This is a genomic window from Hydrogenophaga sp. PBL-H3, from assembly GCF_010104355.1.
In the GTDB taxonomy this organism is placed as follows: Bacteria; Pseudomonadota; Gammaproteobacteria; order Burkholderiales; family Burkholderiaceae_C; genus Hydrogenophaga.
In genome coordinates this window covers 2378012-2395231 of sequence record NZ_CP044972.1, presented here as the reverse complement: position 1 = coordinate 2395231, position 17220 = coordinate 2378012, and the positions used below count along the sequence as shown (strand labels likewise).

The 17220-nt window shown below is 64.1% G+C and carries 17 protein-coding genes; 15 read left to right on the top strand and 2 right to left on the bottom strand.

The features are described from left to right. The first annotated feature begins 2 nt into the window (after window positions 1-2). The 13 genes from F9Z44_RS11150 to F9Z44_RS11090 all read left to right on the top strand — a co-directional run bounded on the left by F9Z44_RS11150 (window position 3) and on the right by F9Z44_RS11090 (window position 15336). Entirely contained in the window at window positions 3-1031 is a 1029-nt protein-coding gene (locus F9Z44_RS11150) for a microcin C ABC transporter permease YejB (protein WP_159606138.1), read from the top strand. Beyond that, window positions 1015-2067, top strand: a complete 1053-nt coding sequence (locus F9Z44_RS11145) for an ABC transporter permease (protein WP_159606136.1) — start codon at window positions 1015-1017, stop codon at window positions 2065-2067. Before F9Z44_RS11150 ends, F9Z44_RS11145 begins: the two co-directional genes overlap by 17 nt. Beyond that, on the top strand, window positions 2064-3674 hold the full coding sequence (locus F9Z44_RS11140) for an ABC transporter ATP-binding protein (protein ID WP_159606133.1): 1611 nt from the start codon (window positions 2064-2066) through the stop codon (window positions 3672-3674). Before F9Z44_RS11145 ends, F9Z44_RS11140 begins: the two co-directional genes overlap by 4 nt. 63 nt (window positions 3675-3737) lie before the next feature. After that, window positions 3738-4487 (top strand): DUF2189 domain-containing protein, encoded by a 750-nt coding sequence (locus F9Z44_RS11135; RefSeq protein WP_159606131.1) that lies wholly within the window; start codon window positions 3738-3740, stop codon window positions 4485-4487. 3 nt (window positions 4488-4490) lie between these two features. Continuing rightward, entirely contained in the window at window positions 4491-4712 is a 222-nt protein-coding gene (locus F9Z44_RS11130; RefSeq protein ID WP_159606129.1) for a DUF2788 domain-containing protein, read from the top strand. A 182-nt stretch (window positions 4713-4894) separates the two neighbouring features. Continuing rightward, a complete protein-coding gene (gene rimP / locus F9Z44_RS11125; protein WP_159606127.1) occupies window positions 4895-5494 on the top strand; it encodes a ribosome maturation factor RimP in 600 nt (199 codons plus the stop codon). Window positions 5495-5545: 51 nt separating this feature from the next. After that, entirely contained in the window at window positions 5546-7045 is a 1500-nt protein-coding gene (nusA, locus tag F9Z44_RS11120; protein WP_159606125.1) for a transcription termination factor NusA, read from the top strand. 31 nt (window positions 7046-7076) lie between these two features. Next, window positions 7077-9947 (top strand): translation initiation factor IF-2, encoded by a 2871-nt coding sequence (infB, locus tag F9Z44_RS11115; RefSeq protein ID WP_159606123.1) that lies wholly within the window; start codon window positions 7077-7079, stop codon window positions 9945-9947. Window positions 9948-9959: 12 nt separating this feature from the next. Beyond that, complete coding sequence (gene rbfA, locus F9Z44_RS11110; RefSeq protein ID WP_159606121.1) at window positions 9960-10331, top strand: 30S ribosome-binding factor RbfA; 372 nt, start codon at window positions 9960-9962, stop codon at window positions 10329-10331. Window positions 10332-10333: 2 nt separating this feature from the next. Beyond that, window positions 10334-11323 (top strand): tRNA pseudouridine(55) synthase TruB, encoded by a 990-nt coding sequence (truB, locus tag F9Z44_RS11105; protein ID WP_159606119.1) that lies wholly within the window; start codon window positions 10334-10336, stop codon window positions 11321-11323. Further along, entirely contained in the window at window positions 11320-13143 is a 1824-nt protein-coding gene (gene typA, locus F9Z44_RS11100) for a translational GTPase TypA (protein ID WP_159606117.1), read from the top strand. The genes truB and typA overlap by 4 nt, the downstream gene beginning before the upstream one ends. A 50-nt stretch (window positions 13144-13193) precedes the next feature. Then, window positions 13194-14213, top strand: coding sequence for a DMT family transporter (locus F9Z44_RS11095; RefSeq protein ID WP_236574102.1), 1020 nt, complete (start codon window positions 13194-13196; stop codon window positions 14211-14213). 22 nt (window positions 14214-14235) lie between these two features. Then, on the top strand, window positions 14236-15336 hold the full coding sequence (locus F9Z44_RS11090; RefSeq protein WP_159606115.1) for an enoyl-CoA hydratase/isomerase family protein: 1101 nt from the start codon (window positions 14236-14238) through the stop codon (window positions 15334-15336). Window positions 15337-15351: 15 nt separating this feature from the next. Here the strand turns inward: F9Z44_RS11090 and smpB are convergent, their stop codons facing one another. Next, window positions 15352-15846 (bottom strand): SsrA-binding protein SmpB, encoded by a 495-nt coding sequence (smpB, locus tag F9Z44_RS11085; RefSeq protein ID WP_159606113.1) that lies wholly within the window; start codon window positions 15844-15846, stop codon window positions 15352-15354. A gap of 48 nt (window positions 15847-15894) precedes the next feature. Between smpB and F9Z44_RS11080 the strand changes: the two genes are divergently transcribed. Together F9Z44_RS11080 and F9Z44_RS11075 are read left to right on the top strand one after the other, a co-directional pair. Next, window positions 15895-16341: a type II toxin-antitoxin system RatA family toxin gene (locus F9Z44_RS11080; RefSeq protein WP_159606111.1), complete on the top strand. Its 447-nt coding sequence runs from the start codon at window positions 15895-15897 to the stop codon at window positions 16339-16341. A gap of 7 nt (window positions 16342-16348) precedes the next feature. Continuing rightward, on the top strand, window positions 16349-16678 hold the full coding sequence (locus F9Z44_RS11075) for an RnfH family protein (RefSeq protein WP_159606109.1): 330 nt from the start codon (window positions 16349-16351) through the stop codon (window positions 16676-16678). 22 nt (window positions 16679-16700) lie between these two features. On the opposite strand, the gene F9Z44_RS11070 is transcribed toward F9Z44_RS11075, so the two are convergent. Beyond that, window positions 16701-17198, bottom strand: coding sequence for a DUF4124 domain-containing protein (locus tag F9Z44_RS11070; RefSeq protein ID WP_159606107.1), 498 nt, complete (start codon window positions 17196-17198; stop codon window positions 16701-16703). Window positions 17199-17220 lie beyond the last annotated feature (22 nt).

Below are 17220 nucleotides of genomic sequence, written 5' to 3'. Positions count from 1 at the left end.
CGATGTGGGTCTACATCCTCAAACGCCTGCTGCTCATGATCCCGACGCTGTTCGGGGTACTGCTGCTGACTTTCGTGGTGATCCAGTTCGTGCCCGGTGGTCCTGTGGATCAGTATCTGGCCGAAGCCCGAGCGGGTGCCGGCGCGGCGGGTGCCGAGGGCGGTTCGGTGTACCGCGGGGCGCAAGGCGTGGACCCCAAGCGCATCGAGCAGATCAAGGCGCTGTACGGCTTTGACAAACCAGCGCACGAGCGCTTCTTCCAGATGCTGGGCCAGTTCGCGCGCTTTGATCTGGGCACCAGCTTCTTTCAGAACAAGGCGGTGTCCCAACTCATCATGGAGAAGCTTCCCGTCTCCATCACGCTGGGCCTGTGGACGTTCCTCATCAGCTACGGCGTGGCCGTGCCGCTGGGTGTGGCCAAGGCGGTGCGCGCCGGCTCGCGCTTTGATCTGGTCACCACCTTGCTCGTGCTCATCGGCTACGCCATCCCCGGCTTCGTGCTGGGCGTGGCGCTGCTGGTGGTCTTTGGTGGGCAATTGCAGTGGTTTCCGCTGCGCGGCCTCACCTCGTCCAACTGGGCAGACCTCAGTTGGGGCGCGCGCATCGTCGACTACTTGTGGCACATCACCTTGCCGGTGGTGGCCATGGTGCTGGGCAGTTTCGCGGTCACGGCCATGCTGACCAAGAACGCGTTTCTGGAAGAGATCCGCAAGCAGTACGTGATGACCGCGCGCGCCAAAGGCCTGAGCGAGCGCCAAGTGCTGTGGAAGCACATTTTCCGCAACGCGCTCATTCCCATCGTCACCGGTTTTCCCTCGGCCTTCATCGGCGCCTTCTTTGCGGGCTCGCTGCTGATCGAGACCCTGTTCTCGCTCGACGGGCTGGGACTGCTGAGTTACGAGAGCGTGATCCGGCGCGACTATCCCGTGGTGCTCGGTACCTTGTTTTTCTTCACGCTGATCGGGCTGGTCACCAAGCTGATCTCCGACCTCTGCTACGTCTGGGTGGACCCGCGTGTCAAATTCGACTGAAGCCGTGACACCCTCGTTGTCCCCGAGCGCGCGCGCCTGGCGCCGCTTCAAGCGCAACCGCCTGGGCTACTGGAGCCTCGTGCTGTTCTGCCTGCTGGTGGTGGGGAGCCTCTTCGCGGAGGTGCTCTCCAACGACCGTCCCCTGATCGTGCGTTACGAGGGCACCACCTATTTCCCCATGGTCAAGGACTACGCCGAGACCGTGTTTGGTGGCGACTTCGACACCACCACCGACTACCTCGACCCATTCATCCGCGAGCAGCTCACCAAGGGCAACAACTGGGCCATCTACGCTCCCAATCCGTACGGCCCGCAGACGCTGAACTACTTCGCCAAACTGCCCAACCCATCGCCGCCCACGCTGGACAACCTGTTCGGCACCGATGACCGCGGGCGCGACCTGCTGGCGCAACTGATCTACGGCTTTCGCGTCAGCGTGCTGTTCGCGCTGGCGCTCACCGTCATCGGTGTGTTGCTGGGTGTGTTCACGGGCGCCATCCAGGGTTTCTTCGGCGGCAAGACCGACCTGGCCTTTCAGCGCTTCATCGAGATCTGGGGTTCCATGCCCGAGCTGTACTTGCTCATCATCTTCTCAGCCGTGTTCGCGCCCAGCATCAGCCTGCTGCTGATCCTGCTCAGCCTGTTCGGCTGGATGGGCCTGAGTGACTACGTGCGCGCCGAGTTCCTGCGCAACCGCCAGCTGGACTACGTGCGCGCCGCGCGAGCGCTCGGCCTGTCCAACTGGCAGATCATCTGGCGCCACGTGCTGCCCAACAGCCTCACGCCGGTGGTGACCTTCCTGCCGTTTCGCATGAGCGCGGCCATCCTGGCGCTCACCTCGCTCGACTTTCTGGGCCTGGGTGTGCCGCCCGGCACACCGTCGTTGGGTGAGCTGCTGAGCCAGGGCAAGAACAACATCGACGCGTGGTGGATTTCACTCTCTACCTTCGCGGTGCTGGTGATCACGCTGCTGCTGCTGACCTTCATGGGCGATGCCCTGCGTGATGCGCTCGACCCGCGGAAAGCGGACAAATGACGACCTCCATGCTCCTCGAAGTCAAGGGCCTGCGCGTGTCGTTCGGCGGTCAGGCCGTCGTGCACGGTATCGACTTCTCCATCAAGGCCGGCGAGAAGCTCGCGCTGGTGGGCGAATCCGGCTCGGGCAAAACGGTGTCCGCGCTGTCGCTGCTGCGCCTGGTGCACAACGCCGACGTGAGTGGCTCGGCGCTGCTCAACGGCCGCGACCTGCTGCAGATGAGCGAACACCAGTTGCGCGGCGTGCGCGGCGACGAGGTGGCCATCATCTTTCAGGAGCCCATGACGGCGCTCAACCCGCTCTACACCGTGGGTGACCAGATCGTCGAAGTGCTGCAGCTGAAAAAGGGCCTCACGCCGCGGCAGGCGCTCGCGTCCACCGTCGAGCTGCTGGCATCCACCGGCATCCCCGAGCCCGCGCGCCGCGCCAACGCCTTCCCGCACCAGCTCAGCGGTGGTCAGCGTCAACGCGCCATGATTGCGATGGCCCTGGCCAGCAGCCCGAAACTGCTGCTGGCCGACGAGCCCACCACCGCACTCGACGTGAGTCTGCGCGGCCAGATCCTGGACCTGCTGGCCGACCTGCAACGTCAACACGGTATGGCGGTGCTGCTCATCACGCACGACCTGAACCTGGTGCGCCGTTTCGCCGACCGCGTGGCCGTGATGGAGCAGGGCCATCTGGTAGAGCAGGGCGCCGTGGCAGACGTGTTTTCCGCCCCGCAACACGCCTACACACAGATGCTGTTGGCCAGCAAGCCCGAGCGCGACGTGGCACCCGCCGAACCGCCCGCCGTCGGCGCCAAGCCGGTGCTGCAAGCACGCGGACTGCGCGTGGGTTACCCCGTGTCATTGCCGGGTGTGCAGGGGTGGTTCAAAAAAGGTGAATTCGTTGCCGTGCAGGGTGCCGATCTGGACTTGGCGCCGGGCCAGACGCTGGGTGTGATCGGAGAATCGGGCTCGGGCAAGTCGACATTGGCGCTGGCCGCTCTTGGCCTGTTGCCCCATCAGGGCCGCTTGCAAGTGACCGGCTCCGACTGGACGCAGGCCTTGAAGAATGGCCAGGGCAGGGCACTGCGCCAGCGGGTGCAGGTCGTGTTCCAGGACCCCTTTTCTTCCCTCTCGCCGCGCATGACCATCGAACAGATCGTCGGCGAAGGCCTGCTCGTTCACCAAAGCGGCCTGTCGGTTGCGCAACGCCGTGAACGTGTGGTCAAGGCCCTGGCCGACGTCGGTCTGGTGGACGACCCCCGGCGCGGCGGCGACTGGTTGCAGCGCTACCCGCACGAGTTCTCGGGCGGCCAACGACAGCGCCTGGCCATCGCACGCGCACTCATCATCGATCCTCAGTTGCTCGTGCTCGACGAGCCCACCAGCGCGCTCGACGTGACGGTGCAAAAACAGGTGCTGGCCCTGCTGCAGCGCCTACAACGCGAACGCGGCCTGAGCTACCTGCTGATCACGCACGACGTGGACGTGATCCAGGCGATGGCGCATCACGTCATCGTGATGAAAGACGGCGTGGTGGTGGAAAGCGGCACGGTCGAGCGGGTCCTTCGTTCCCCGGAGCACCCCTACACCCGCACGCTGGTGCAAGCGGCTGCCTGAAGCGATCCGGGGCTTGACCTGCATCAGCCCCCAGGCAAGGCGGGCGGCGTATAAACGTTTCCCATGATCGAATCTTCGTCACAGCTCACGCACCCCGTCACACTGCAGTCGCCCTGGCGCTGGCTGGCCTTGGGATGGGCCGACCTGCGGCGCAACCCGGTGCCCGGGCTGGTCCACGGGCTCCTGCTCACCGCCTTTGGATGGCTGCTGTTGTGGGCCGCGCGCGACCAGTTCTGGCTGCTGGCTGGCGCCTTCTCAGGCTTCCTCATCGTGGCACCCATCCTGGCCACCGGGCTGTACCAAATCAGTCGACAGCGCCAGGCCGGCCTCGGCGAGGTGGTGCAGCTCTGGCGTTCGGGCGACGGCCGGCTGGTCAAGTTCGGGCTGCTGCTGGGTCTGGCCGGCACTGGCTGGGTGCTCACCTCGGCTGGGTTGATCACCTGGGGTTCACCGGTGCCCATTCACAAGCCCCTGGATTTTCTGCGGCACGTGGTGCTGGTGCGTGAAATCGGATTGTTTGAGGTCTGGCTGCTGCTGGGTGCCCTGTTGGCGGCCCCCGTGTTTGCATCCACCGTGGTGGCCTTGCCCATGTTGGTGGACACCCGCGCCACGGTGATGGAATCGGTGACCGAGAGCTGGCGTGCCGTGGCCAGCCACCCCGGACCCATGGTGCTGTGGGCGGTGGTGATCGGCATGCTGGTCGGTCTGGGCATGGCCACGGCCTTGCTCGGGTTGATCGTGCTGATCCCGCTGCTGGCCCACGCCAGCTGGCACGCCTACCGCGACCTGACCGCCCATCGGGTGGCGAACTGAGCCATGGGAAACACCGTTTTCGGCTACACCGAGGCACAGATCGCCCAGTTCGGTCTGACTTTCGGCATCGGGGCCTTCATCCTCTACATGCTCTTCATCGTGTTCAACCTGGCCCGCGAATCCAAGGCCGGCAAGTTCGGCACCTTCGTGCTGTTTCTGGTGTTGTCATTCGGCATGCTGGGGTTTCTGGCCAAAAACCTCATTCAATGGATTCTGGGTATTTGAACGGCGTTCAGCGTTGAGCCGTTGATCGGGTTGCCATTTGGTCTTGGCAGGCGTTACAATGCGAGCTTCACGACCAAATGGGCGGGTAAATACCGGCCCATTTTTTTTGGCCGAACGCTTTTGGCCCTGGGGTAATCCACAGGGCAAATTCGGCGGCGAACCCCTGGGCAGACACCATCAGCATGGCTTGGCAAGAGATCGTAGAGCAGACCGTCACCGGACTGGGTTTTGACCTGGTGGAGCTGGAGCGCTCGGGCAGTGGCTTGCTGAAGGTCACGATCGATCTGCCCTGGGAAGCGCCCGTGGAAGGCCAGCCGGCGCCCCAAGAGCGTTTTGTCACGGTCGAAGATTGCGAAAAGATCACGCGTCAGTTGCAATATCTGCTGGAAGTCGAGGGCCTCGAGTACCGTCGCCTCGAAGTGGGTTCGCCAGGCATCGACCGTCCGCTCAAGCGCGAGATCGACTATGTGCGATTCGAGGGCCATGTGGTCGACCTCACCCTGAAGGCGCCGATTGGCGCCACCGGGACCGACGTGGCGGCCAACCGCAAGAAATTCAGGGGCACGCTGGAGCGTGCCGACGACGGCGTGCAGTGGCAGGTGGTCTGGAGCGATGCGCCAGAACCCAAACCCGGCGCGCGGGTGAGCAAGAAGCGAGCGCCCGTGCCCATGCAGGCTTTGACCTTTTCGCTGGACGACATCCAGCAGGCGCGCTTGGCGCCGATTGTGAATTTCAAGGGCCGACAGGCTCCCGGAGCCCAAGCTCCAGACAGTGATGAATGAGGGAAATCAAAGTGACCCAGGACAAGCTATTCGGAAAGGTGGGCGAGTGAAATGAACCGCGAAATGTTGATGCTGATCGATGCGATCTCGCGTGAGAAAAACGTCGAGCGCGACGTCGTGTTGGGCGCCGTGGAACTGGCGCTGGCCTCGGCCACCAAGAAACTCTACAAGGGCGACGTGGACATCCGCGTGGCCATGGACCCGGACACCGGTGCCTACGAAACCTTCCGCCGCTGGCTGGTCGTGCCCGATGAGGCCGGCCTGCAGAACCCGGACGCCGAAGAGCTGCTCACCGATGCCCGCGACGAGCTCGCCGACATCGAAGAGGGTGACTTCATCGAGAAGCCGGTCGAAAGCGTGCCGATCGGCCGCATCGGTGCCATGGCGGCCAAACAGGTCATCCTGCAGAAGATCCGCGACGCCGAGCGCGAAATGCTGCTCAACGACTTCATGTCGCGCGGCGACAAAATCTTCGTGGGCACCGTCAAGCGCATGGACAAGGGCGACCTGATCGTGGAGAGCGGTCGCGTTGAAGGCCGCTTGAAGCGTGGCGAGATGATCCCGAAGGAAAACTTCCGCACGGGCGACCGTGTGCGCGCCATGATCATGGACGTGGACCTGACGCTGCGCGGCGCGCCCATCCTGCTGTCGCGCTCGGCCCCGTCTTTCATGATCGAGCTCTTCCGCCAGGAAGTGCCTGAGATCGAACAAGGCCTGCTGGAGATCAAGACCTGCGCCCGTGACCCGGGTTCGCGCGCCAAGATCGCCGTGCACACCTTCGACAAACGCATTGACCCCATCGGCACGTGTGTGGGCGTGCGCGGTTCGCGCGTCAATGGCGTGACCAATGAACTCGCCGGCGAGCGCGTGGACATCGTGCTGTGGTCGGAAGATCCAGCCCAGTTCGTCATCGGCGCGCTGGCGCCGGCCAACGTCGTCTCCATCGTGGTGGACGAAGAGCGCCATGCCATGGACGTGGTGGTGGACGAGGAAAACCTCGCCATTGCCATCGGGCGCGGTGGCCAGAACGTGCGCCTGGCGTCGGAGCTGACCGGCTGGCGCATCAACATCATGACGGCCGACGAGTCGGCCCAGAAGCAGGCCGAAGAGGCCGACGGCATCCGCAAGATCTTCATGGCCAAGCTGGACGTGGACCAGGAGATTGCCGACATCCTGATCGAAGAAGGCTTCACCAGCCTCGAAGAAGTGGCCTACGTGCCGCTGCAGGAAATGCTGGAGATCGAGTCTTTTGACGAAGATACGGTCAATGAGCTGCGCACCCGCGCCAAGGATGCCCTGCTGACCATGGAAATCGCTCGCGAAGAGAGCGTCGAAGAAGTTTCGCAAGACCTGCGCGACCTCGACGGCGTGACCCCCGAGCTGGTCGCCAAGCTGGCTGACGCCGGCATCCACACCCGCGACGAGCTGGCCGACCTGGCCACCGACGAGCTCACCGACATCACCGCACAGACGCCTGAAGAGGCCACCGCGCTGATCATGCTGGCACGCGCTCACTGGTTCACCGGTGACGAAGCGCAATCCACGACCTGACCAGCGGAGGCCCATCGGAGAATTGAAACCTATGACAAGTACCACCGTCGCCGAACTGGCTGCCGAGCTGCACAAGCCCACCACCGTCCTGCTGGAGCAACTCTCCGCAGCGGGTGTGCCCAAGACTTCCGGGGCCGATCCAGTCACCGAATCCGACAAGCAATCGCTGCTGGGCCACCTCAAGGCCAGCCACGGCACGGCCGGCGGTGAACGCAAGAAGATCACCCTGGTGAAGAAGTCCACCTCCGAGATCAAACAGGCCGATTCCACCGGGCGTGCACGCACGATCCAGGTGGAGGTGCGCAAGAAGCGCACCTTCATCAAGCGCGACGACGAGGTGGCGGTACCCGAGGCGGCGGAAGAGCCGGTGGCTGCCGCGCCGGTGGTTGACACCGAAGAACTGGCCCGCCGTGAGGAAGACGCACGCCGCCAGGCCGAGTTGCTGCGCCGCCAGGAAGAAGAGTTCAACGAAAAGCGCCAGGCACGCGAGGCCGAGGAAGCCCGCCAGGCCCAGGCGGTCGTTGAGCAGGAGCGCGCCGCTGCTGCTGCCGCTGAAGCCGCTGAAGCAGCCGCCCGCGCCGCTGCAGAAGCCGCCACGCCCGAAGGCATCGCAGAGGCCATCGCGGCTCGCACCGCCAAGGACGCCAAGGCCAAGACCGATTCGCTGGAGCGCGACTCCGCGGCCCGCGTGATCGCGGACCGCAATGCCGAAAGCAAACGCGCAGACGACTTGCGCGCACAGGATCTGGTGGAGCGCCGCCGCAAGGCCGAGGCCGAAGCTGCCAACATCCGCGCCATGATGTCCGCGCCTGCCAAGACCCTGGTGGCCAAGAAGCCCGAGCCCGCTCCGGTGGCCGACCCGAAGGCCGGCATCAAGGGCACGCTGCACAAGCCTGCTGGCACACCCGGCAAGCCCGCCACCACGGCGGGTGCTGCCACGCCTGGCGTGGCTGGCAAGAAAGAGATCAAGTCCGAGAACCTGTCTTCCACCTGGAAGGACGACGCGGCCAAGAAGAAAGAAATCAAGACGCGTGGCGACACCAGCGCGGGACGCTCCAACTGGCGTGGGGGCCCGCGCGGTCGCCGCGACTCGCGCGATTCGCGTGACACGGGACAGAGCAATTTCGTGGCCCCGACCGAAGTCAAGGTCATTGAAGTGCACGTGCCCGAGACCATCACGGTGGCCGAACTCGCGCACAAGATGAGCCTGAAGTCGTCCGAAGTCATCAAACAATTGATGAAGCTCGGCCAGATGGTCACCATCAACCAGCCGCTGGACCAGGACACCGCCATGATCGTGGTGGAAGAACTGGGCCACAAGGCCGTGGTGGCTGCGCTGGACGATCCGGAAGCTTTTGCCGACGACGAAACCTCGCAGCAGGAACACGAACTGCTGCCACGCGCTCCCGTGGTCACCGTCATGGGTCACGTGGACCACGGCAAGACCTCGCTGCTGGATTACATCCGCCGTGCCAAGGTGGCCGCAGGCGAAGCCGGCGGCATCACGCAGCACATTGGTGCGTACCACGTCGAGACCGAGCGCGGCGTGATTTCCTTCCTCGACACCCCGGGTCACGAGGCGTTTACCGCCATGCGTGCGCGTGGTGCCCAGGCCACCGACATCGTGATCCTGGTGTGCGCGGCCGACGACGGCGTGATGCCACAGACCAAGGAAGCCATCAAACATGCCAAAGCGGCGGGCGTGCCCATCGTCGTGGCGCTGACCAAGATCGACAAGCCAGGCATCAACCTCGAGAAGGTGCGCTCCGAACTGGTGGCCGAAGAAGTCGTGCCCGAAGAGTTCGGCGGTGACGTGCCCTTCGTGGGCGTGTCCGCCAAGACGGGGGCGGGCATCGACGCGCTGCTGGAACAGGTGCTGCTGCAGGCCGAAGTGCTGGAACTCAAGGCACCGGTGGACGCCATGGCCAAGGGCCTGGTCATCGAAGCCCGCCTGGACAAGGGCCGCGGCGCTGTGGCCACGGTGCTGGTGCAGAGCGGCACGCTCAAGACCGGCGACGTGGTGCTGGTGGGCCAGACCTCGGGCCGCGTGCGCGCCATGCTGGACGAAAACGGCAAGCCCATCAAGGCCGCCGGCCCGTCGATCCCGGTGGAAATCCAGGGCCTGTCGGAAGTGCCACAAGCGGGCGACGATTTCATGGTGATGACCGACGAGCGCCGTGCGCGCGAAATCGCTACCTACCGCGCCGGCAAGTTCCGCAACACCAAGCTGGCGCGCCAGCAGGCCGCCAAGCTGGAGAACATGTTCTCCGACATGTCGGCTGGCGAAGTCAAGCTGCTGCCCATCATCGTCAAATCCGATGTGCAGGGTTCGCAGGAAGCGCTGGCTTCTTCGCTGCTCAAGCTCTCGACCGACGAGGTCAAGGTGCAACTGGTGTTTGCCGGGGTCGGCGGCATCAGCGAGTCCGACGTGAACCTGGCCATCGCCTCCAAGGCCGTGATCATCGGCTTCAACGTGCGTGCCGACGTGGGCGCGCGCAAGCTGGCCGAAGGCAACGACGTGGACCTGCGCTACTACAACATCATTTACGACGCCGTGGATGAGTTGAAAGCGGCGATGTCCGGCATGCTGGCGCCCGAGAAACGCGAAGAAGTCATCGGCTCGGCCGAGATCCGCACCGTGTTCGTGGCCACCAAGATCGGCACCATTGCCGGTTGTATGGTCACGGCAGGTCAGGTCACCCGCAGCGCGCATTTCCGCCTGTTGCGCGACAACGTGGTCATCTACACCGGCGAGATCGACACGCTCAAGCGCCTCAAGGACGACGTGCGCGAGGTCAAGGAAGGCTTCGAGTGCGGTATCAAGCTGAAGAACTACAACGACATCAAAGAAGGCGACCAGCTCGAATTCTTCGAGGTCAAGGAAGTGGCGCGCACGCTGTAAGCGGTGGTCTGCATGGTTCGCAAAGCCTCATCCACCCCCAACCGCGGATTCCGCGTGGCCGACCAGATCCAGCGCGATCTGGCCGAGTTGATTGCGCGCGAGTTGAAAGACCGGCGGGTGGGCATGGTCACGATCAATGCGGTCGAGGTCACGCCCGACTATGCGCACGCCAAGGTTTTCTTCAGTCTGCTCACGGGTGATCCTGCCGAAACGCTGGAAGGCCTCAACGCTGCTGCCGGGTTCCTGCGCAGCGGGTTGTTCAAGCGGCTGCACATCCACACCGTGCCCACACTGCATTTTGTGTTTGACCGCACCACCGAGCGTGCGGCCGACATGAACGCCTTGATTTCCAAGGCGGTTTCTTCTCGTTCAAAGGAAGAGTAGCCATGCACGCGCCACGCACGAGGGTGCAGCGGCGCCCTGTGCACGGGGTGCTGTTGCTCGACAAACCGCTGGGTCTCTCCAGCAACCAGGCTTTGCAAAAGGCCAAGTGGTTGTTGCGAGCCGAGAAAGCCGGCCACACCGGTACGCTGGATCCACTCGCCACGGGCGTGTTGCCGCTGTGTTTTGGCGCCGCCACCAAATTCAGTCAGATCCATCTGGATGCCGACAAGACCTACGAGACCGTGGTGCGCCTTGGCGTGAAAACCAGCACCGGTGACGCCGAGGGCGACGTGATCCAGACCCGCGATGTGGTTTGCACGCCGGGGCAGGTGGTCGAAGCGCTCGATGCCTTCATGGGCCCGATCACCCAGGTGCCGCCCATGCACAGCGCCCTGAAGAAGGACGGCAAGCCCCTCTACGAATACGCCCGCCAGGGTGAGACGGTGGAGCGCGAGGCGCGCCACGTCGTCATTCACGACCTCGACCTGCTGGACATGCAGCTGCAGGGCGACGCACCCTTTTTGCGACTGCGTGTGCGCTGCAGCAAGGGCACCTACATCCGCACGCTGGGCGAGGACATCGCCGAGGCCCTCGGATGTGGTGGGCACCTCAGCATGCTGCGCCGCACCGAAACCGGCCCGTTCAACGCATCGCAATGCATATCGCTGCAGGCTCTGGAAGCGCTGGACGAAAACGAGCGCATGGCGCTGTTGCTGCCGGTGCAAACCCTGCTGGACGGACACGAGACCGTCACGCTGGACGCCGACGATGCCGGACGTTTCCTCAGCGGCTTGCGCCGCCGGGGTGCCTGGGCCGACCAGGAGCGGGTGGCCGTGTTCGGCCCGGTGCCTGCAGGTGACGCATCGTTTTCACAAGAAGCCGTGCTGCTGGGCAGCGCGCACACCGTGGCTGGTGAACTGATCCCGGGGCGGCTGCTGAGCCCCATCGAAATACAGCAAATCCTGGAAACCTCACCGGAACTCGCATCATGAGCAAACAAATCCGCAACATCGCCATCATTGCCCACGTTGACCATGGCAAAACCACCATGGTGGACCAACTGCTTCGCCAGTCGGGCACATTCGCCGAGCACGAGAAGATCGTCGACACCGTGATGGACAACAACGCCATCGAACGTGAGCGAGGCATCACCATCCTGGCCAAGAACTGCGCCGTGAGCTGGGAAGGCACGCACATCAACATCGTCGACACCCCCGGCCACGCGGACTTTGGTGGTGAAGTCGAGCGCGCCCTGTCCATGGTGGACGGCGTGGTGCTGCTGATCGACGCGCAAGAAGGCCCGATGCCGCAGACGCGCTTCGTGACCAAAAAAGCGCTGGCGCTCGGCCTCAAGCCCATCGTCGTGGTGAACAAGGTCGACAAGCCAGGCGCGCGTCCCGACGCCGTCATCAACGCCGCGTTCGACCTGTTCGACAAACTCGGCGCCAACGACGAGCAGCTCGACTTCCCCGTGGTTTACGCCTCGGGCATCAACGGTTGGACCTCGCTGGTCGAAGGCGCACCCGGCGAGCAGTGGGGGCCCGACATGTCGGCCCTGTTCAACACCGTGCTCAAGCACGTGCCGCCTCAGCAGGGCGATCCGGCTGCTCCGCTGCAGCTCCAGGTTTCGGCGCTCGATTTCTCCACCTTCGTCGGCCGCATCGGCGTGGGCCGCATCAGCCAGGGCACGATCAAGCCCAACATGGACGTGGTCGTGATGGAAGGCGTGGACGGCAAGGTCGTCAAGGGCCGTGTCAACCAGGTGCTCAAGTTCCAGGGCCTGGACCGTGTTCAGGTGACCGAAGCCGGCCCCGGCGACATCGTGCTGATCAACGGCATTCCGGACATCGGCATCGGCGTGACCGTGACCGATCCGCTGAACCCCGCGCCGCTGCCCATGCTCAAGATCGACGAGCCCACGCTGACCATGAACTTCTGCGTGAACACCAGCCCGCTGGCCGGCCGTGAAGGCAAGTACGTGACCAGCCGCCAGATCTGGGACCGCCTGCAGAAAGAGCTGCAGCACAACGTGGCCTTGCGCGTGAAGGAAACCGACGAAGACGGCATCTTCGAAGTGATGGGCCGCGGCGAACTGCACCTGACCATCTTGCTGGAAAACATGCGCCGCGAAGGCTACGAACTCGCGGTGTCCAAGCCGCGCGTGGTGTTCCGCGATATCGACGGTGTGCGTCATGAGCCTATCGAGATGGTGACGGCCGACATCGAAGAGCAGCACCAGGGCGGCGTGATGCAGGCGCTGGGTGAGCGCAAGGGCGAACTGGCCAACATGGAGCCCGACGGCCGTGGCCGTGTGCGCCTGGAGTACCGCATTCCGGCGCGCGGCCTGATCGGTTTCACCAACGAATTCCTGAACCTGACGCGCGGTTCTGGCTTGATCGCCAACATCTTCGACGGCTACGAGCCACACAAGGGCGACATCGCCAGCCGCAAGAACGGCGTGCTGATCTCGATGGACGACGGTGAGATCTTCACCTATGCCCTGGGCAAGCTCGACGACCGCGGCCGCATGTTCGTGCGCGCCGGCGACCCGGTGTATGAAGGCATGATCGTGGGTATCCACAACCGCGACAACGATCTGATCGTCAACGCCACCCGCACCAAGCAGCTGACCAACTTCCGCGTCAGCGGCAAGGAAGATGCGATCAAGATCACGCCACCGGTTGACCTCAACCTTGAGTACGGCGTGGAATTCATCGAAGACGACGAACTGGTCGAGATCACGCCCAAGAGCGTGCGTCTGCGCAAACGCTTCCTGAAGGAAAGCGACCGCAAGCGCGCCTCCAAGAGCTGATCCCGGCGGGCCGCAGCTCGGCGCTGCGGCCGCTCCGATCTGAACTGGCCATGCCTTTTCGCGCCCTCAACCGCCTGACCCACAGCCAGGCGGTTTTTCTCATGCTGGCGGTCACGCTCATGTGGTCGATCGCCGGTGTGGTGTCACGCCAGCTCGAATCCGCTGCGCGGTTTGAGGTCACGTTCTGGCGCAGCGCTTTCACCGCGCTCTCGCTGCTGGTCATCCTGCCCCTTTGGCGCCATGTAGACCGCAGCCAGGGACACCTGGTCGAACCCGCAGAGACGCCATCGTTGCGCACATGGCTCAAGCGCCACTGGGGCCTCATTCCCGAATCGTCGGCGTTCTGGATATCCGGCGTTTGCTGGTCTGTCATGTTCACGGCCTTCATGCTCGCGCTCACGTTCACCAGCGTGGCCAACGTGCTGGTCATCATGTCGGTCGGGCCTTTGTTCACCGCGCTGGTGGCACGCATCTTCATCGGCCAGCGGCTGGCCACACGCACATGGTTCGCCATCCTGGCTGCGGGTGCGGGCATTGCCTACATGTACGGCAGCCAGTTCATCCAGGCCTTGGCCCATCCGGAACTCGACTCTGGTGGCTTGGTACTGGGTTCGATCTCGGCGTTGTGTGTGCCCATCGCTGGCGCCATCAACTGGACCGTGGTGCAACGCGGCCAGACCCACGGCGAAAAGATCGACCTGGTGCCCTCGGTGCTGCTGGGTGCGGTGCTCTCGTCTGTGCTCACGCTGCCCCTGGCGCTGCCGTTCTCGGCCACCGCCAGCGACGTGCTCTGGCTGGCCCTGCTGGGCCTGGTCCAGCTAGCGATTCCCTGCGCACTGTCGGTGGTGTGCGCACGTGTTCTCAAGGCGCCCGAGGTCTCGCTGCTGGCTTTGCTGGAAGTGATTTTCGGCATCCTGCTGGCCTGGATCTGGGCCAATGAAGCCCCCGGCGAAGAAGTGTTGCTGGGTGGCAGTCTGGTGATCGGCGCCCTGGTGATCAACGAGTTGCTGGGCTGGCGTTCGCGCGCGCGTTCTCCTCGCATACAGACCGTTGACCAGCAGCCACAATGAACGACTTTTCGGAAGAACAACGATGAACGCCCCTGTGCCCGAAACCCACGTCATTGCCGAAGTCCTGGGCCGCGTGGGATGCATCACGCTCAACCGCCCCAAGGCTCTCAACGCCTTGTCGCTTGAGATGATCCGCAGCATCACACAGGCCTTGGTGGCCTGGCGCGACGACGATCAGGTGCAGGCGGTTGCGGTGCGCGGCGTGAACAAGGAAGGCCCGTTTGGCCAGTTCTGCGCGGGCGGCGACATCCGCTATTTCCACCAGGCCGCGCTCTCGGGTGACGCTTCGCTGGAAGCATTTTTTACCGAAGAGTACGCTCTCAACCACCTGATCCACACCTACCCCAAGCCCTACATCGCTTTCATGGACGGCATCGTCATGGGGGGCGGCATGGGCATCAGCCAGGGGGCGAGCCTGCGCATCGTCACCGAGCGCAGCAAGCTCGCCATGCCCGAGACCCACATCGGCCTGTTTCCCGATGTGGGCGGTGGTTATTTCCTGAGCCGCTGTCCGGGCCGCCTGGGCGAATACCTCGCGCTCACTGGCCAGGTGCTCGGCGCGCGCGACGCCATGGCCGCGGGCTTGGCCGACGGCTTCATCGAGTCGGGCCGCCTCGTGGGTCTGTGGAACTCGCTGGCCCAGACCCCGTTCGAGAACGGTGCCTCGGTGGAGCGCTGGTGTGCGAGCCACCTCAGCACCACCGTCTCGCCAGGCAGCTGGCCTGCCAGGGAGATCGAGCGTGTGTTCGGCCTGCCCGACATGCACGCCATCATCTCCACGCTGGAGTCGGGTGATGGCGAGTGGGCCAAGGCCACTGCGGCCACCCTGCGCCACCGCTCACCGCTGATGTTGCACGTGGTGCTGGAGCAGGTTCGCCGCGCCCGCGCCATGGGCCTGGCCGACAACCTGCGCATGGAGCGCGGCATGGTGCACCGCTGCTTCCACCTGCGCCCGGGCGCCGCCAGTGAAACGGTGGAAGGCATCCGGGCGTTGGCGGTGGACAAGGACCATCAGCCGCGCTGGAATCCCGAGCGCATTGAAGACGTGGGAAGAGGGCAGGTGGCCGCGTTTTTTGAAAGCCCGTGGACGGCGGAGGCCCATCCGCTCATGCACCTGCGCTGAAGGGGACGTGCAGCCTCAGCGGTTGCGCGACTTCATGGCGCGGTCGACCTCGCGCTTGCCTTCGCGGTCCTTGATGGTGTCGCGCTTGTCGTGCTCGGCTTTGCCCTTGGCCAGCGCCAGGTCGCATTTCACCTTGCCGTTTTTCCAGTGCAGGTTCAGCGGCACCAGCGTGTAGCCCTTCTGCTCGACCTTGCCAATGAGTCGACGGATCTCGTCCTTGTGCAGCAGCAACTTCTTGGTGCGCACCGCGTCCGGACTGATGTGGGTGGAGGCCGTGTGCAGCGCATTGATCTGGCAACCAATGAGGAACAGCTCGCCGCTGCGAATGACCACATAACCGTCGGTGAGCTGCACCTTGCCCTCGCGCAGGGCCTTCACTTCCCAGCCCTCGAGCACCATGCCGGCTTCAAAGCGTTCCTCGATGGCGTAGTTGAAGAATGCCTTCTTGTTGTCGGCAATGCGGCTGTCGAGGCCTTTGGTGGTAGGTGCTTTGCTGTTTTTGGTGGCCATGGCGCGCGAGGTGCGGCCGTTTCAGGCCAATACAATGACTTCGATTGTATGAAAACGATTCACAAGTCCGTCTTGCTGTGGCACAGCGCGCCCGAAATGTTCGCGCTGGTGACCAACGTTGCACACTACCCGCAGTTTCTGCCCTGGTGCGAACATGGCGAAGTGCTTGAACAAGTCGAAGATGGCATGGTCGCGCGCGTGGGCATGGCCATCAGTGGCCTGCGCCACAGCTTCACCACCCGCAACACCCACGAGACCGACCGCAAGGTGCTCATGGAACTCGTGGACGGCCCTTTTTCCAGGCTTGACGGCAGCTGGGAGTTCACCCCATTGGGAGATGACACACAACGCGCCTGCAAGGTGGAGTTCACGCTGAGCTATGGCTTCTCCAGCACCACGCTGGCCGCTCTCGTGGGGCCTGTTTTCGACAAGATCGCCGGCAACCTGGTGGATGCGTTCGTCAAGCGCGCCGATCAGGTATACGGCGCTGACTGAGATTGGCATGCAGATCACACTGATCCATGCCAGTGCGCCGCATGAGGTGGTTCAACAGGACTTGTCGGTGCCCGACGGAAGCACGGCGCTGCATGCGCTGAAGCTGGCGGGATGGCTGGAGGCCTTCCCCGAACTCGGTACGCCAGCACTGACGCTGGGTGTGTGGGGCCGGCGGGTGGACCCTGAGCACGTGTTGCGTGAAGGTGACCGCCTTGAGGTCTACCGCGCGCTGCGGGTGGATCCGAAAGTGGCTCGCCGGGAGCGCTTCGTGGGGCAGGGCGCCCGCGGTACGGGTTTGTTTGCCCGACGAAAAGCCGGCTCCAAGGCCGGCTACTGAAGTCTGAATAGGTCGAGGGTGATCACTGCTGCTTGGGCAGAGGACCGCAATCGCTGCGGATGATGCCGTCCATGCGCTGGGCCTCGGCGGCTTTGGCTTTGTCGTCCATGATCTCGCGCTCTCCCTTGGCATTGGTGGTGGCCATGCGCACGCCTGAATCCATGGTGATCTTGGCCTTTCGCGCACGTTCGCAGTTCTCGGCGCGAGCCTTTGTCACCCGTTCCAGCTCGGCTTTTTTCTTCGCGTCTTCAGCTTGTTCGGCTTGTTTCTTTTTCGCTTCCAGCTCGGCGTCGCGAGCCGGAATCTGGGGCGCAGCAGGCGTGGTGGTGGCCGGTGCAGCCGCTGCCAAGGCCGGCTGCGCAGCGGCGGGTGGGGCCATGCCCATGCCCGGTTTCTTGAGGACGTTCTTGTCGGGGATGCTCGCTGGTGGCGCGGTGTCGCTGAACACCTTGCGGCCGGTGCCATCGACCCATTGCCATTGCGCCATCGCGGCGGTGCTGAGCGCGAGCAGCAGTCCCATCAGCAGTGGGTTACGCCAGGAC

Bases quoted from the DNA above. Each gene is read 5' to 3' on its own strand.
- F9Z44_RS11150 (WP_159606138.1), top strand. From the start codon at position 3: ATGTGGGTCTACATCCTCAAACGCCTGCTGCTCATGATCCCGACGCTG.
- F9Z44_RS11140 (WP_159606133.1), top strand. From the start codon at position 2,064: ATGACGACCTCCATGCTCCTCGAAGTCAAGGGCCTGCGCGTGTCGTTC.
- F9Z44_RS11135 (WP_159606131.1), top strand. From the start codon at position 3,738: ATGATCGAATCTTCGTCACAGCTCACGCACCCCGTCACACTGCAGTCG.
- F9Z44_RS11130 (WP_159606129.1), top strand. From the start codon at position 4,491: ATGGGAAACACCGTTTTCGGCTACACCGAGGCACAGATCGCCCAGTTC.
- rimP (WP_159606127.1), top strand. From the start codon at position 4,895: ATGGCTTGGCAAGAGATCGTAGAGCAGACCGTCACCGGACTGGGTTTT.
- nusA (WP_159606125.1), top strand. From the start codon at position 5,546: ATGAACCGCGAAATGTTGATGCTGATCGATGCGATCTCGCGTGAGAAA.
- infB (WP_159606123.1), top strand. From the start codon at position 7,077: ATGACAAGTACCACCGTCGCCGAACTGGCTGCCGAGCTGCACAAGCCC.
- rbfA (WP_159606121.1), top strand. From the start codon at position 9,960: ATGGTTCGCAAAGCCTCATCCACCCCCAACCGCGGATTCCGCGTGGCC.
- truB (WP_159606119.1), top strand. From the start codon at position 10,334: ATGCACGCGCCACGCACGAGGGTGCAGCGGCGCCCTGTGCACGGGGTG.
- typA (WP_159606117.1), top strand. From the start codon at position 11,320: ATGAGCAAACAAATCCGCAACATCGCCATCATTGCCCACGTTGACCAT.
- F9Z44_RS11095 (WP_236574102.1), top strand. From the start codon at position 13,194: ATGCCTTTTCGCGCCCTCAACCGCCTGACCCACAGCCAGGCGGTTTTT.
- F9Z44_RS11090 (WP_159606115.1), top strand. From the start codon at position 14,236: ATGAACGCCCCTGTGCCCGAAACCCACGTCATTGCCGAAGTCCTGGGC.
- smpB (WP_159606113.1), bottom strand. From the start codon at position 15,846: ATGGCCACCAAAAACAGCAAAGCACCTACCACCAAAGGCCTCGACAGC.
- F9Z44_RS11080 (WP_159606111.1), top strand. From the start codon at position 15,895: ATGAAAACGATTCACAAGTCCGTCTTGCTGTGGCACAGCGCGCCCGAA.
- F9Z44_RS11075 (WP_159606109.1), top strand. From the start codon at position 16,349: ATGCAGATCACACTGATCCATGCCAGTGCGCCGCATGAGGTGGTTCAA.
- F9Z44_RS11070 (WP_159606107.1), bottom strand. From the start codon at position 17,198: ATGGGACTGCTGCTCGCGCTCAGCACCGCCGCGATGGCGCAATGGCAA.